Annotated in this window: 14 protein-coding genes; 12 read left to right on the top strand and 2 right to left on the bottom strand. The window is 41.1% G+C overall.

Annotation, left to right across the window (positions count from 1 at the left end; genetic code table 11):
- Positions 1 to 2 precede the first annotated feature (2 nt).
- Positions 3 to 674 (top strand): sarcosine oxidase subunit gamma, encoded by a 672-nt coding sequence (locus tag F952_RS13325; protein WP_004928639.1) that lies wholly within the window; start codon positions 3 to 5, stop codon positions 672 to 674.
- A gap of 125 nt (positions 675 to 799) precedes the next feature.
- Here the strand turns inward: F952_RS13325 and F952_RS13320 are convergent, their stop codons facing one another.
- Positions 800 to 1,093 carry a DUF1330 domain-containing protein gene (locus F952_RS13320; RefSeq protein WP_004928637.1) on the bottom strand — a complete coding sequence of 98 codons (294 nt, stop codon included), beginning with the start codon at positions 1,091 to 1,093 and terminating at the stop codon, positions 800 to 802.
- A 16-nt stretch (positions 1,094 to 1,109) separates the two neighbouring features.
- Positions 1,110 to 1,784, bottom strand: coding sequence for a GntR family transcriptional regulator (locus F952_RS13315; RefSeq protein ID WP_026056822.1), 675 nt, complete (start codon positions 1,782 to 1,784; stop codon positions 1,110 to 1,112).
- Positions 1,785 to 1,935: 151 nt separating this feature from the next.
- Here F952_RS13315 and F952_RS13310 point away from each other — a divergent pair, with 151 nt between their 5' ends.
- The 11 genes from F952_RS13310 (at position 1,936) to F952_RS13260 (ending at position 14,964) form a co-directional block, all read left to right on the top strand.
- On the top strand, positions 1,936 to 2,538 hold the full coding sequence (locus F952_RS13310; RefSeq protein WP_004928631.1) for an amino acid synthesis family protein: 603 nt from the start codon (positions 1,936 to 1,938) through the stop codon (positions 2,536 to 2,538).
- The gene (gene tgnD, locus F952_RS13305; RefSeq protein ID WP_004928629.1) at positions 2,507 to 3,298 is read left to right on the top strand and encodes a (E)-2-((N-methylformamido)methylene)succinate hydrolase; all 792 of its coding nucleotides are present in this window, start codon (positions 2,507 to 2,509) and stop codon (positions 3,296 to 3,298) included. The genes F952_RS13310 and tgnD overlap by 32 nt, the downstream gene beginning before the upstream one ends.
- Before the next feature lie 29 nt (positions 3,299 to 3,327).
- The gene (tgnA, locus tag F952_RS13300) at positions 3,328 to 4,260 is read left to right on the top strand and encodes a flavin-dependent trigonelline monooxygenase reductase component (RefSeq protein ID WP_004928626.1); all 933 of its coding nucleotides are present in this window, start codon (positions 3,328 to 3,330) and stop codon (positions 4,258 to 4,260) included.
- 2 nt (positions 4,261 to 4,262) lie between these two features.
- Complete coding sequence (gene tgnB / locus F952_RS13295) at positions 4,263 to 5,345, top strand: flavin-dependent trigonelline monooxygenase oxygenase component (RefSeq protein ID WP_004928624.1); 1,083 nt, start codon at positions 4,263 to 4,265, stop codon at positions 5,343 to 5,345.
- Positions 5,320 to 6,786, top strand: coding sequence for a (Z)-2-((N-methylformamido)methylene)-5-hydroxybutyrolactone dehydrogenase (tgnC, locus tag F952_RS13290; protein ID WP_004928621.1), 1,467 nt, complete (start codon positions 5,320 to 5,322; stop codon positions 6,784 to 6,786). The genes tgnB and tgnC overlap by 26 nt, the downstream gene beginning before the upstream one ends.
- A gap of 366 nt (positions 6,787 to 7,152) precedes the next feature.
- Positions 7,153 to 8,556: a purine-cytosine permease family protein gene (locus F952_RS13285; RefSeq protein ID WP_011182548.1), complete on the top strand. Its 1,404-nt coding sequence runs from the start codon at positions 7,153 to 7,155 to the stop codon at positions 8,554 to 8,556.
- Positions 8,557 to 8,582: 26 nt separating this feature from the next.
- Complete coding sequence (locus tag F952_RS13280; RefSeq protein WP_004928616.1) at positions 8,583 to 9,746, top strand: TonB-dependent receptor; 1,164 nt, start codon at positions 8,583 to 8,585, stop codon at positions 9,744 to 9,746.
- A 152-nt stretch (positions 9,747 to 9,898) separates the two neighbouring features.
- Positions 9,899 to 11,350, top strand: a complete 1,452-nt coding sequence (locus F952_RS13275) for an NAD-dependent succinate-semialdehyde dehydrogenase (protein WP_004928612.1) — start codon at positions 9,899 to 9,901, stop codon at positions 11,348 to 11,350.
- Entirely contained in the window at positions 11,350 to 11,736 is a 387-nt protein-coding gene (locus F952_RS13270; protein ID WP_004928609.1) for a carboxymuconolactone decarboxylase family protein, read from the top strand. The genes F952_RS13275 and F952_RS13270 overlap by 1 nt, the downstream gene beginning before the upstream one ends.
- A gap of 372 nt (positions 11,737 to 12,108) precedes the next feature.
- Positions 12,109 to 13,410 (top strand): acyl-CoA dehydrogenase family protein, encoded by a 1,302-nt coding sequence (locus F952_RS13265; RefSeq protein WP_004928606.1) that lies wholly within the window; start codon positions 12,109 to 12,111, stop codon positions 13,408 to 13,410.
- 162 nt (positions 13,411 to 13,572) lie between these two features.
- A complete protein-coding gene (locus tag F952_RS13260; protein WP_004928604.1) occupies positions 13,573 to 14,964 on the top strand; it encodes an LLM class flavin-dependent oxidoreductase in 1,392 nt (463 codons plus the stop codon).
- The last annotated feature ends 76 nt before the right edge of the window (positions 14,965 to 15,040 follow it).

The raw sequence follows: 15,040 nt of genomic DNA, 5'->3' as shown, positions 1-15,040 counted from the left end.
CCATGCAGTCACTCTATCAGGCAGAACGTAGTCCCATTGAAATAGGTGGATCTCAAGTTGCATATCAAAGCTTTGGTTTGGGAAAACGCTTTTTACATGATCAGACGCCTTCCAGTCCAATAAATATCAGCCAGTGCACAATGATTGATTTGACCAATCTATCCCGTGTGGGCTTTAGAGAGCAAGATGCTGCTGCCTACTTGAGCAGTTATGGATTTCAATTACCGCAGCAACCCAATCAAGCCATACAGCAAGAAGATGGATGCTGGGTCATGCGCTTGTCATTAACCGAGTATTGTGTACTTGGATCGCTTCAGGATTTTGGTGAGCGAGTGAGTCATCTAGAGCAGGGGTGGCAAATGGATGAGCGTGCCAATTATCTACTCCCACGCCAAGATAGTCATGCATGGATTCAATTAACAGGTGCGCCTATTGCTGAGGTCATGGCAAAGTTATGTGCTGTAGACATGCGACTTAACGTATTTCAGGTGGGACAAATTGCGCAAACCTCTGTCGGACGCATTAATGCCATTGTCGTGAATGTCAGTGATCCAAGTATCCAGAAGTTTAATATTTTGTGTGATCGTGCAGCCGTACTTTATTTATGGGGCGTCTTACAAGATGCGATACAGGAGTTTGATGGAAAAATCGCTGGAATCAATACGTTGTTGTAACGCGGGAAGGTCATTGAAAGCGTTCATCACTTCCCCATTAAAATGATGAACGCGATTGACTCGCTTTTGGACAAATATCTGCCCAATATATTTGTCCTTTTTTTGATTGGCATTTGGGTTTTATATTAGTTTGTTGGCAAGCCTTCCACGAAGCTGATCATCACATCGGCACATCCTTCACGGGCTAAACGCGCCTGTTTATATTCTTCTGAGTCATAACATTGCTGTGCAGTCGCCAGATCTGGAAATTCAATAATGACATGACGCTGATAAGCTTGTCCTTCTACACAAACAGATTCACCTCCGCGTGCCAAAAACTTTGCACCATATTTTTGAAAAGCCGCAGGGGCAAGTTTCATATATTCCTGATATTGCTGCATATCATGGATAGTAACGTGTGCGATCCAGTAAGCTGTCATCTATAACTCCTTAAATTTAATCATCTTGTGTTTGATTTTCAAGAATTTGCTTGGCGATTGTCGACGCTTCTTGTAGATGTGCAGCAACGGCTGCTTTGGCTGCATTGGTATCCTTTTTTAAAATCGCTTCAACAATCGTACAAATGCGTTCATAACCCGATACCGCACGATGTGGTGAATTAATGGTCATGGCACGTAAGCGACTGATTCGTCCATTGAGGCGCTCAACCACTTCCCAAGCAATGTCATGATTGGCGATTTCAAAAATAAAACGATATAGATCTCTGGAAACACTGAGTAAATCCTGCATTTTTCCGTCTTCAAACGCGTCATGCAATTTTTGTAGATGGCTTTGAAGCTTCTGGCTGTTTCGTTCGTCAAGTTTTTCAGTACAGTCAACGACTGCACTTTGTTCAAGTAATAAACGAATATCATAGATTTGCTGTGCAACGTGCCAGTTTAATACCGATACAATCGGGCCTTTATTGGGCAAAGTTTCGACTAATCCTTCTGCTTCCAGATAACGAATCGCTTCACGTACCACCGTCCGACTCACCCCTAATTCTTCACAGAGGACACGTTCAACCAGTCTTTTTCCAGCTGGGAAATAGCCTGTAATGATGGCATTGCGCAGATTGGTCAATGCCATCTCTCTTAATGTAATAGGCGGCTGTTCGATTTTTAGATTCAAGGTCATATACTCACTCAAAATTTATTTGTGTAATTTTTAGTTACATTTATAAGCATCAATATTAGCAAAAAAAATGGTATCTGAGTAGTCTGTACTATTGTATACCATAATATTGTGTTCTATATTGGTTTAAAACAAGGGAGGATAATCCGTGAGCCTAATTCGAAAAACAGTATTGCATGTAGAAACAATTTATGTGGATGGTGGTAAAGATGCCCCAACACCATTGAAAATGGTTGCTGCTGCTGCGGTGCTTAAAAACCCATGGGCTGGACAAGGATATGTCGAAGATCTTGCTCCAGAAATCCGTCGCATTGCGCCTGAGCTGAGCAAGCACTTAACCAAAATGATTATTGATGAAATCGGGTCTGGTGAAGCAGTCGAAGCATTTGGTAAATCTGCTGTCGTGGGACTTGATGGTGAACTTGAACATGCTTCTGCACTCATTCATACGCTGCATTTTGGTAATACCTACCGTAGTGCAGTAGGCGCGAAATCTTACTTGGCATTTAACAACACACGTGGACCTGCAAATGCACCGATTTTGGTGCCAATGATGGACAAAAATGATGAAGGTCGTCGTTCACATTATTTGACGGTTCAATTCGCGATTGCCGATGCGCCAGCTGCAGATGAACTGGTCGTTGTGATTGCAGCCTCAACCGCAGGTCGCCCGCATCACCGCATTGGTGATCGTTATAAAGATTTAGAAGAGTTAGGCCATGATCTCAAAAACCCTGCAGCTGTCAAATAATCGTACCGCTCATTATTTTGAGCAAGGTGAAGGAGAACCACTGGTTCTCATTCACGGTGTGGGTATGCAGGCCGAGGCATGGTATCCACAAATTGAGTATTTTTCAAAACATTACCATGTGATTTCTCTGGATATGCCAGGGCATGGGCAGAGTACTGCACTTGCAGCCGATGCACAGTTACAAGATTTTGTAGACTGGGCTATCGAATGTATTCATACGTTAAATCTGGGACCTGTCAATCTGGCAGGACATTCGATGGGATCACTCATCACCACAGGTGTAAGTGTGACCCGACCAGATTTAGTGAAGCGTATGGCAGTACTCAATGGAGTTTACAAGCGTACCCATGCGGCTCGGGAAGCTGTGATTCAACGAGCTGAAGCGTTAAAACAGGGTCATCTTGATATCGAGACCCCATTACAGCGTTGGTTTGGCCAAAGCGAAATTGAAAAAATCGCATCTGAACGGGTCAAATTATGGCTCGAAAACGTAAATATGTCTGGATATACCACCGCCTATCGTGCTTTTGCACAAGGTGATCTGGTCTATGCAGATGGCTGGTCAGACATTGAGTGCCCAGCATTGGTATTAACTGGAACAGATGATCCAAACTCAACCGCAGAAATGACTATACAAATGGCACATCAGGCCAAGCATGGCACTGCAATTGTGATTGAAAATGAACGGCATATGGTAAATCTCACCGCGCCTGAAAAAGTCAATCAAGCCATGCAAGCGTGGTTGGAAACAACCCCCTAATTTGTTCCAGAGATTGAAGGAGTATTGAAATGAGCGAAATGGATGCAGTGAATAAAATACGTGAACTACGTGATGCCTTTGGATCATTTATGACAGGCGTGACGGTCGTGACCACGTGTAAAGATGACGGGACGCCACTTGGTTTCACCGCAAACTCTTTTGCTTCGGTGTCTTTGGACCCAGCTTTGCTTTTAGTCAGCATTGCCAAGACATCAAGCAATTATCATAACTTTGCAGATGCATCACACTTTGCCATTAATATTTTGGCCGAAGAACAAAAAGATGTATCCAACATATTTGCTCGTCCAAGTGATGATCGCTTTGCTCAATTGGTCTGGGCAAAAAGTGAATATCAAAATCCATTAATTGACGGGGTCAGTGCTTGGTTCGACTGTACAACCTATCAGGTGGTTGATGCAGGTGATCACGCGATTTTAATTGGTAAGGTTGAAAACTTTACTTCGGCAGGTTTTGCAGGTCTTGGTTATTATCGTGGCGCTTATTTCACGCCAGCCAAATCCTCTACAGATGTCATTTCAAGCATGAAAGTCATGATGATGGCATTGATTGGGCACGAAAATAAAATCTTGCTCGAACAGACAGCCGATCATAAATGGGCCTTGCCGCATTTGATGGTCGAAAAAGACGGTGCAGAAAAAGCCTTGGAAAAGATCTTTGCAACCTATCAACCAGAGGCATCACCCAGCTTTATCTATTCTGTCTATGATGATGTGACGACGCAGCAGCAATATATTGCATTTTTATGTAATACCCCTGTTCCAACCGCGCATAAAGGTCAGTTTGTCGATTTAAATGATCTTGAAAAACTTACTTTTACGGATAGTGCCTTACAAAGCATGTTAATGCGCTATCGCAAAGAAAATTATCTGAAAACCTACGGTGTTTATTACGGTAATCATACCAGCGGCACAGTTCGTCAAATTGTTAAAGAGGGAGTTTAACCATGCGTTTTTCACTATTTGTACATATGGAACGTGTCTCGGATCAGCAAACCCAGAAACAGCTTTACGATGAAATGATTGAGCTATGTCAGATTGCAGATCGTGGTGGTATGCATGCGATCTGGACAGGTGAGCATCATGCCATGAATTTCACCATTGCGCCGAACCCCTTCTTAAATATCGCTGATCTAGCCAATAAAACTAAACATGTTCGTTTGGGTACAGGCACCGTGGTTGCACCATTTTGGCATCCAATCAAGCTAGCTGGTGAAGCGGCTATGACTGATATCATTAGTAACGGCCGTCTCGATATCGGGATTGCGCGTGGCGCGTACTCATTTGAATATGAGCGTATGGTGCCAGGTATGGATGCATGGAGTGCAGGTCAGCGTTTACGTGAAATGATTCCAGCCATTAAAAACTTATGGAAAGGTGATTACGAACACAACGGTGAGTTTTGGCAGTTTCCAAAAACCACATCTGCACCTCAACCTTTACAGCAGCCGAATCCACCAATCTGGGTAGCAGCACGCGATCCAAACAGTCATGAATTTGCTGTGCAAAATGGTTGTAATGTACAGGTCACACCGCTTCATCTCGGTGATGAAGAAGTCGAAAAATTGATGGGACATTTCAACAGTGCATGTGAAAAGTTTCAGGATATTGAACGCCCTGAAATCATGTTGCTACGCCATACCTATGTGGCAGATAGCGAAGAAGATGCTCAAGTTGCTGCCAATGAAATGAATGTGTTCTACAACTATTTCGGTGCATGGTTTAAAAATGAACGTGAAATTAACCAAGGTTTGATTGCGCCACTGTCTGATGAAGAAATTGCAGCACATCCTTTTTATACGCCTGAAGCCATGCGTAAAAATAACGTGATTGGTCAGGCACAAGAAGTGATTGATCGTTTAAAAGCCTATGAAGCGATGGGCTATGACGAGTATTCATTCTGGATTGATACTGGAATGAGTTTTGAACGTAAGAAAGCCTCTCTTGAACGTATGATTAATGAAGTCATGCCAGCATTTTCTGAATCAAAAGTGGATCGCCGTCATGCAACAATTTCAGCTGTATATTAATGGAAAATTTGAGGATGGCGCTGCGCAATTTGACAGCATCAATCCTGCCACAGGTGAAATCTGGGCAAAAATGCCAGAAGCACGTACAGATCAGGTCAATCGTGCTGTAGATGCCGCTGAGCAGGCATTTTATGATTCAAGCTGGTCTGGATTGACAGCTTCCCAGCGTGGCAAATTACTGTATAAACTTGCTGACCTCGTTGAAAAATCTGCGCCACGACTTGCGGCTTTAGAAACCACAGATACCGGCAAGATTATTCGTGAAACCTCCAGCCAGATTGCCTATGTGGCAGAGTATTATCGCTATTATGCAGGACTCGCCGACAAGATTGAAGGCAGCTTTATTCCTGTCGATAAGCCAGATATGCAGGCATGGCTGGTACGTGAGCCAGTGGGTGTGGTTGCGGCGATTGTACCGTGGAACAGTCAATTATTTTTGTCTGCGGTTAAAGTTGGCCCGGCACTGGCTGCAGGTTGCACCGTCGTGCTTAAAGCTTCTGAAGAAGCACCAGCCCCTTTGCTTGAATTTGCCAAATTGATTGATGAAGCAGGCTTTCCTGCTGGTGTGGTCAATGTGATTACAGGCTTTGGGCCAGAATGCGGTGCAGTATTAAGTGCACATCCTAAAGTTGCCCATATTGCATTTACGGGTGGCCCAGAAACAGCCAAACATATTGTGCGTAACAGTGCAGAAAATCTGGCAAAGGTTTCACTTGAGCTTGGTGGTAAATCTCCGTTTATTGTGTTTGCAGATACGGATATTAATAGTGCATTGAATGCGCAGATTGCAGCAATTTTTGCCGCAACAGGCCAAAGTTGTGTAGCGGGTTCACGTCTTTTGATTGAAGAAAGTATCAAAGATGAATTTTTACAGCGTTTGGCTGAACGTGTTCAAAGTATCAAGATGGGCTTACCCGATGATATGCAAACCGAATACGGCCCACTGTGTACCCTCAAGCAACGTGAAAAAATCCAGCAAGTGGTGCAGCGTTCAGTTGAACAAGGTGCAAAACTGATCACTGGTGGTCAGGTTTGTGACGGTGCAGGTTACTACTATCCACCGACCATTCTGGATTGCAGTGGTGTTTCTGATGCTCAAAGCATTCATACCGAGCTATTTGGTCCGGTGTTATCGGTTGATACTTTTAGTACTGAAGCAGAAGCAATTCAGAAAGCCAATAGTACGCCTTATGGTTTAGCGTCTGGTGTGTTTACCAGTAATTTGACCCGTGCACATCGTATGACCCGTGCCATTCGATCAGGAATTGTCTGGCTCAATACTTATCGGGTCGTTTCTCCATTGGCGCCATTTGGTGGCTATGGACTTTCAGGGCATGGACGTGAAGGTGGTTTGAGTGCTGCACTTGAATATACCACCACAAAAACAGTTTGGCTTCGAATGTCAGATCAGCCAATTGATGACCCTTTTGTTATGAGATAGGCCATCCAATAAAAGTAATTTTGATATCGTAAATTTATTTGATTATTCAAGTAAATTAAATAAATGGATTAACGAAAGAAAATGGATTTTCTTTAGCTGAACTCGATGTCGAGATTGGTTTGGCTAGGTTTTATTTTGAATAAAAAATATTTAAAAACAAAACACTGAAAACTCCATTGAACTTAATCACCATTTTTAGCTGTTGAAAAGGAAGCGTAAAGATGACCTCCTTCATTTAAAGAAATTTTTAAAATCCGCATAAAAAATGGTCTAAAAATTGCTTTGAATTAAAGGAATAAAAAATTCCTATCAAGAATGATTGGAATTGTCATCTGGGTCAGTTGTCTTAAAAGTGAGACTAAGGAAATGAGTCAAAATGCAACATCAAACAAAGCGTTTGAAATAGAAAGCAACAGTATCGATTATGTTGATGCCTCTCAACGTAACGGTCATGTCAAAGATTTATTTACATTGTGGTTTTGTACCAATATTGCACCTCTGGCTGTTATTACAGGTGCGATGTCTGTACAAACTTTTCACCTGAATATCATGAGTGCATTGACCGCAATTATTTTCGGTCACTTCTTTGGTGCCTCTATTTTGGCCTTGACCTCTGCACAGGGGCCGCAGGTGGGCATTCCACAAATGATCCAAAGTCGTGCACAGTTTGGACGTTATGGTGCTTTACTGGTCGTGATCTTCACCACCTTTATCTATCTGGGTTTTTTCACTTCAAACATTATTTTGTCAGGGAAAACGCTGCATACCGTGATTCCTGCCATCCCAGTACCGACAGCGACTGTAATCGGCGCGATTACAGCGACACTGATCGGTATTATTGGTTATCATTTTATTCATAAGTTTAACAAGATTGGGACATGGTTTATGGGTGGTGCTTTGCTCATTGGCTTTGTACTCATGATTCCACATGTCACGGCAGATGTATTGGCAAAAGGCTCCTTTAACTTAAAAGGCTGGTTTGCAATGTTCTGTGTGTGTGCGATCTGGCAAATCAGTTTCTCGCCATACACCTCAGACTATTCACGTTATTTGCCTAAAGAGATTGGAATCTTCAAACCGTTTATTTATACCTATCTGGGTGCAGCTTTAGGTACGGTCGTCGCGTTTTGTTTTGGTATGCTTGCTGTGAGTTTGTTTACGATCAGTGATGCCATGGAAGCCGTGAAAACCGCCACAGGTGGTTTTGGTATGGTGCTGATGATTTTGTTTTTATGCAATATCATCGGACACAATGCCATGAATCTTTATGGTGCTTCGCTTTCATTTATTACCGCGATTCAAACATTTGCGGGCAAGTGGATTCCAACCAAATCGACACGTATTATTCTCTCGATTTTTGTGCTCATTCTTGCAACCAGTACAGCACTTTGGGCCTCAAGCAGCTTTATCAGCTATTTCCTCAACTTCATTTTTGCTTTGCTTTTCATTTTGGTGCCTTGGGTGGTGATCAACCTGATGGATTTCTATTACATCAATAAGATGCAGTACGACATTGCTTCAATTTTTGATGAACATGGTGGCCAGTATGGTAAGTACAACATGAAAACATTGGTGACGTACTTTGTCGGAATTGTGGTTCAAATTCCATTTCTTACCAATTCGTTTTTTACAGGACGATGGGCCAATGTCATACAGGATGTCGACATCTCATGGATTGTGGGCATTATTGTAACTGCCATTATTTACTTTGTATTTAACCAGTCTAAAGTGACTGCGCGTAACTACAGTGTTTCCACCAAAAAATGCTAAGCCAAAATGAAAAGTGAGAAAAAGTGATGAAGAAGCAATATTTAAGCATTTGCGTGGGGCTGATCAGTACGTCAATCGCTGTACCATGTTTTGCAGGTCTTACGTTTGGTGATGCAAAAACGGATACGGGTGCATTAACCATCTCGGGCTATGTGCGTGCCAACTATCAGGATAAAAACTACGGATCGGATAACGATCACAAACTTCAGTTCAATGCTGCAAAGTTGGCACTGGATTATGATTCGCCCCAATGGTTTGGTCATGCCGAGTATCGCTGTTATCAGTACAGTACCTTATGTGATTTCTCAACATTGGTCGATGCCTATGCAGGATATCGTTTTACTGACAAGCAGACACTGACTCTAGGTTTACAACCTGTTCCATTTGGCATTGGCCGTTTTTGGGAAAGCTCACTCTATGGTGGGATTAATAACACCATGGGGCTGGAAGATGCACATAATTTGGGCGCAAATTATCATCATGAAATCGGTTCGACCAAAATTGATCTAGGCTACTTTGCAACCGATGGTGGAAACTATACGGGCGATAGCCGTGATTCGGCGCGCTATACTGCAAACTTTGTAAAAACCAGCGATCCCACTCAATCGACATTAAATGAAAAAAATATGTGGATTGCGCGGGTGAGCCAGGATATTAAACTGTCACCCGATATGAGTATGAATGTTGGCGGCTCTTACTGGTATTCTGACGTTGAAAATAAAACCACAGGTTTGGATGGCAATCGTAAAACTTGGGCTTTATTTACGGGGTTAAATTACAAAGATTTGGCGTTAAGTTTCACGGGTGGTCAAAATGACGTGACCAATAAAGATGCATTGCATCCTGATTATTCGGTGATGGGCTCTTATGACGGTGAATATTATGTCGCCAATAAAGGCCAGTTCTATACCGCTGATGTTCGTTATACCTTTAAAGATGTGTATAAAGGCATTAATATTACACCTTACGCCGCCTATACCAGCTATATCAAAGATGCAGACGGGTATAAGAACTCGACACGTAACTTTCTAGGTGCTTCATTTGATTATAAAAAAGTGTCGTTAATTGCTGAATATATTATCAGCAAAAATGATCCATTTATTGGTGGTGATTCGACCTCACTGGCGCAAGGAGATAATGTAACCAAGTCGAACCGATTACTGAATTTGACCTTGTTCTATTATTTCTAAGCAATCATATTCATGAGCAGAAGTGCTCAAAAATTTTTCACTATTTTTATGGTATACCATATGTGTAAGATATGGTATCCATTACTCATCCAGGTTATAGCGTGAATTTTTATAGCCTGTCTATACATTAAGATTGAATAGGATCGGCAAACATGGATCTTCAACAACAGCCTTTATTTCGGCAGAAAGCTTTAGTCGCTGGACAATGGTGCGATGCCGATAATGCTGAAAAAACGCCCATTTTTAATCCTGCCACCCAAGAATTGATTGGATATGTTCCCAATATGGGGCGGGCTGAAACAGAGCGCGCGATTGAAGCGGCTTATGCGTCGTGGGAAATGTGGAAAACAAAGACAGCAAAGGAAAGATCAGCTTTACTCAAAAAATGGTATGACCTGATTTTACTCAATCTTGATGTTCTTGCAGAAATTCTGACAACTGAGCAGGGGAAACCATTTAACGAAGCAAAAGGTGAAATCATCTATGCGGCAAGCTTTATAGAATGGTTTGCAGAAGAAGCCAAACGTATCTATGGCGACATCATTCCAAGCCCTTATCCAGATGCACGAATTGTGGTCAACAAACAGCCGATTGGCGTGGTGGCTGCAATTACACCTTGGAATTTCCCTGCTGCCATGATTACCCGAAAAGTGGCGCCAGCATTGGCGGCAGGCTGCCCATGTATTGTAAAACCAGCACCTGAAACGCCATTTACAGCATTGGCATTGGCTGATTTGGCGATACAGGCAGGAATACCTGCGGAAATAATGAGTGTGGTGACGGGTGATGCAGCTCAGATTGGTGATGCGATTTTTGCCAGCGATCATGTACGTAAGTTCACTTTTACTGGCTCAACCCCGATTGGCAAACTTTTACTGGAAAAATCTGCAAAAACTCTGAAAAAAGTCTCGCTTGAACTGGGCGGCAATGCACCATTTATTGTGTTTGATGATGCAGATATCGAAGCAGCGGTTGAAGGCGCGCTTATTGCAAAATTCAGAAATGCAGGACAAACCTGTGTATGTGTCAACCGTTTCTTGGTTCAATCTGGTGTTTATGAAAAGTTCATTCAGGTGTTTAAAGCCAAAATTGAAAGTCTCAAAATAGGAAACGGGCTTGAGGCGGGCAGTGAAATCGGTCCTTTGATTAATGCACAGGCAGTAGCAAAAGTACAATCTCATATCGAAGATGCACTGAGCAAAAATGGTCGATTGATTACAGGTGGTCAAGTACATGCCACAGGCGAATTATTTTTTGAACCGACGCTGATTGCTGATGCCAATACTGAAATGATGGTTGCAACGCAGGAAACCTTTGGCCCATTAGCTGCAATTTTCAAATTCGACACAGAACAGCAAGCAATTCAGATGGCCAATGATACCGAATTTGGTCTTGCAGCCTATTGTTATACACGCGATTTAGGTCGTGCATGGCGGATGAGCGAACAGCTTGAATACGGTATGGTGGGCATCAATAAAGGACTGATTTCAAATGAAGTTGCACCTTTTGGTGGAATCAAGCATTCTGGTCTGGGGCGTGAAGGCTCAAAATATGGCATCGAAGATTATCTTGAAATCAAGTACACACTATTTGGAGGATTATGATGAGCAATGACAGATTTGAGAAGGGTTTAAGTATTCGTAAACAAGTCTTGGGCGAAGAATACGTCAACAATTCGATCAATAATGCAGACGATTTTAATCTGCCGTTGCAGGAACTCGTTACTGAGTATTGCTGGGGTGCAGTTTGGGGGCGAGAAGAACTGTCGAAGCCAGAAAGAAGTTTGATTAATCTGGCGATGATTTCTGCACTGAATCGGCCACATGAATTAAAACTGCATGTGAAGGGCGCGCTACGTAATGGTGTGCCCAAAGAAAAAATTCGTGAAGTATTGCTACAAGTCGCGATTTACTGTGGCGTACCCGCAGCTGTGGATAGTTTTCGTATTGCCAAAGAAGCAATTAAGGAATACGAAGCAGAAAATATTTGAAATGAGTTGTAGCGTGCAAATCTAGCTCAGCGATATCAAATTATCTTATTTATGGTGAGATCAGAATCTTTTGCTTAACTTAAGGGAAGAAGGTTCTGCACCATGCTTTATGTGTTTATTTTTCAATGATCATTGGTTCGGTTGGCCGTACCGCGTTTTATCGATAGCATTATGATGGACTAAGTGTTTTTTGATGAAATACAAATTTTTAGAGACATGTTTTAAAATATAAAATGTAATTTGTTGACTAAATTAAAATAAGAGAAATTTTCTATTTTTTATGAGAAAAAAAGCTTTTCATAGATTTTTTTGTTTTTTTGAAGTTCATACATTTTAAATATGATAAAAAAATTATGAATTTTGGAATATATAATGACCAATCTAAATGTTCACGCTTTTATCACAGAGCTTTCGCATCAGCCTGAATTAGACACCGCAACCATTTATCGTGTATGGGGGGAACCAGTTTCAGATCGTTATGATGATTTAGCACAACATTTCCGTCCCGTATTTCAAAAAATAAAACAGGGTACTTTAGCCAGAGAGCAGACACATCAATTACCATTTGAACAGTTAGCATGGCTTAAAGACAGTGGATTTACTCGTTTGCGTTTGCCTAAACAATATGGCGGTTTTGAGGCGAGTATACCTGAATTATTTGCCCTATTAATTGAGCTTGCCGAAGCAGATTCCAATTTACCGCAAATTTTACGTATTCACTTTGGTTTTACCGAAGATGTACTTATCTCCAAAAACCAAAAGTTTAAACAACGCTGGCTAAAGCGTATAGCACGTGGTGAAACCATTGGTAGTGCTTGGTCCGAAGGTGGTCAGCAATCAATTCATCAGTTTCAAACGCATTTAAGTAAAGATCATGATGATCAAATTCTGGTGACGGGAAAAAAATACTATACTACTGGGAGTTTGTTTGCCGATTGGATCGACGTTGGAGTAACCGATTTTGAGGGCGAATCGGCATCTGTCATTATTGCAAGAGAAGCAAAAGGCGTCGAAATTATAGATGATTGGAATGGATTTGGTCAGCAGTTGACTGCAAGTGGTACGGCTATTTTTAAAGAGGTACAGATAGATGCTAACGAAATTTTGAATGATGAATTACGTTTTAAATATTCGTCTGCCTTTTATCAATTGGTACAGCTTGCCATTATCACTGGCTTGGCACGTGCAGCAACCTATGATGTTTCTGCTGCTGTTGCTAAACGAACCCGTAACTACTCTCATGCCAATAGTCAATTTATTCAAAATGATCCACAAATTTTGCAAGTGGTAGGACAAGTTCGTACCGCTGCATACAGTGCTGGGGTTTTAGTTGAAAAAGTTGCTCAAAGTTTACAGCGTACGTATTTAGCTGCATTGCAAGATAATGAACAAAAAGAAGCCGATCTAAATGCATTGACAGAATTAGAAAGTGCTCAAGCACAAGGTGTTATTACCACATTGGTGCTTAATGCATCTACACTTTTATTTGATGCACTGGGGGCATCAGCATCAGATAAAAAATATGGTTTTGATCGCTATTGGCGTAATGTGAGAACCTTGTCTTCACATAATCCTCGTATTTTTAAAGAACGAATTATTGGAGATTTTAGTGTCAATGGGAAATTACCTCCTTATCAATGGCGAATTGGGAATGCAATAGAACTAAATAAATAGAAAAATATAGAATTAAAATGAATATCATGATCCATTATTAAGATAATGGATCTATTTGTTATTATAGTTTGATATATGAATAAGCTCAGAAATTATTATGATAAAAAAGTGATAAAAAATAATTTAAGATGAAATCAAGTTGTTTAATTTAAAAAATCAATTATGTCTAAGCAAATTAGTTTTAATGCATTTGAAATGAATTGTATCGCCCATCAATCTCCTGGATTATGGCGTCATCCTCAAGATCGCTCTACACAATATAAAGATATTGAATACTGGACTGATCTTTCAAAAATTTTAGAGAAAGGATTATTTGACGGTATTTTTATTGCAGATGTTTTAGGAATTTACGACGTTTATCATAATAGTGCAGAGCATGCCCTTACGGGTGCTGTGCAAGTTCCTGTCAATGATCCCTTACAAATTATACCTGCAATGGCTGCTGTAACGAAGCATCTGGGCTTTGGACTCACAACGTCTATTTCTTTTGAGCATCCTTATCCTTTCGCCCGCCGAATCAGTACTTTAGATCATCTGACTAAAGGGCGTGTGGGCTGGAATATTGTCACATCTTATCTTGAAAGTGGTTCTAAAAATCTGGGATTAAAAACTCAGGTTAATCATGACAATCGTTATGATATTGCAGATGAATATTTAGAGGTTCTCTATAAATTGTGGGAAGGATCTTGGGAGAACGATGCAGTATTGCGTGATAAAGAAAAGGGTATTTTTGCCGATCATCGCAAGGTCCATCCAATTGATCATCAAGGAAAATACTTTACAGTACCGGGTATTCATATTTGTGAGCCGTCGCCACAACGTACACCTGTACTTTATCAAGCAGGCGCATCTACGCGCGGACAAAAATTTGCAAGCCAGAATGCCGAATGCGTGTTTATTGCAGCGCCTTCAAAAGTTGCAGCAAAGAAAGTTGTACAAGGTATTCGAAAAAAATTGATTGAAGAAGGGCGTGATCCTTACTCGGTCAAAATTTATACCTTACTTTCTATTGTTACAGATGAAACAGACCTTAAGGCTCATGAAAAGTTTAAAGAATATCAGTCTTATGGTAGTTATGATGGTGCATTGACCTTGCTCTCAGGCTGGTCTGGTGTCGATTTTTCACAATATCAACCAGCCGATAAGGTAGAGTATATTCATACCAATGCGATTCAGTCGTTGCTGGATTCTTATGTAAATGCTGATCCTGATCGAGTTTGGACCATTGAGGAAATTGCAAATTGGAATAGTCTTGGAGGTAATGGCCCAGTTGTTGTTGGTTCAGCCAGCACCGTTGCAGATCATTTGCAGCAATGGATTGAAGATACCGATATTGATGGTTTTAATTTGGCCTATATTTTAGCGCATCAAAGTTTTATTGATGTTGTTGATTATATTGTTCCTGAATTACAAAAACGTGGTGTATATAAAACTGAATATCGTGAGGGAACTTTACGCGAAAAATTATTTGGAAATAGTGCACATTTACCCAATAACCATAAAGGGGCTTCTTATCGCTATAATCATTCAATCCAATTTTCTCATGCAGTTTAACGAATGATTAATTAAATAAAAACAAGGACGTTAAATTTAATTATAGAAAATGATTAAATCATAAAAATGAATTTAT

The organism is Acinetobacter baylyi DSM 14961 = CIP 107474 (assembly GCF_000368685.1).
GTDB classification, from domain to species: domain Bacteria; phylum Pseudomonadota; class Gammaproteobacteria; order Pseudomonadales; family Moraxellaceae; genus Acinetobacter; species Acinetobacter baylyi.
The sequence above is the reverse complement of the archived record's forward strand: the minus strand, read 5'-3'. Positions and strand labels throughout refer to the sequence as shown.

Bases quoted from the DNA above. Each gene is read 5' to 3' on its own strand.
- F952_RS13325 (WP_004928639.1), top strand. From the start codon at position 3: ATGCAGTCACTCTATCAGGCAGAACGTAGTCCCATTGAAATAGGTGGA.
- F952_RS13320 (WP_004928637.1), bottom strand. From the start codon at position 1,093: ATGACAGCTTACTGGATCGCACACGTTACTATCCATGATATGCAGCAA.
- tgnD (WP_004928629.1), top strand. From the start codon at position 2,507: ATGATCTCAAAAACCCTGCAGCTGTCAAATAATCGTACCGCTCATTAT.
- tgnA (WP_004928626.1), top strand. From the start codon at position 3,328: ATGAGCGAAATGGATGCAGTGAATAAAATACGTGAACTACGTGATGCC.
- tgnB (WP_004928624.1), top strand. From the start codon at position 4,263: ATGCGTTTTTCACTATTTGTACATATGGAACGTGTCTCGGATCAGCAA.
- tgnC (WP_004928621.1), top strand. From the start codon at position 5,320: ATGCAACAATTTCAGCTGTATATTAATGGAAAATTTGAGGATGGCGCT.
- F952_RS13285 (WP_011182548.1), top strand. From the start codon at position 7,153: ATGAGTCAAAATGCAACATCAAACAAAGCGTTTGAAATAGAAAGCAAC.
- F952_RS13280 (WP_004928616.1), top strand. From the start codon at position 8,583: ATGAAGAAGCAATATTTAAGCATTTGCGTGGGGCTGATCAGTACGTCA.
- F952_RS13275 (WP_004928612.1), top strand. From the start codon at position 9,899: ATGGATCTTCAACAACAGCCTTTATTTCGGCAGAAAGCTTTAGTCGCT.
- F952_RS13270 (WP_004928609.1), top strand. From the start codon at position 11,350: ATGAGCAATGACAGATTTGAGAAGGGTTTAAGTATTCGTAAACAAGTC.
- F952_RS13265 (WP_004928606.1), top strand. From the start codon at position 12,109: ATGACCAATCTAAATGTTCACGCTTTTATCACAGAGCTTTCGCATCAG.
- F952_RS13260 (WP_004928604.1), top strand. From the start codon at position 13,573: ATGTCTAAGCAAATTAGTTTTAATGCATTTGAAATGAATTGTATCGCC.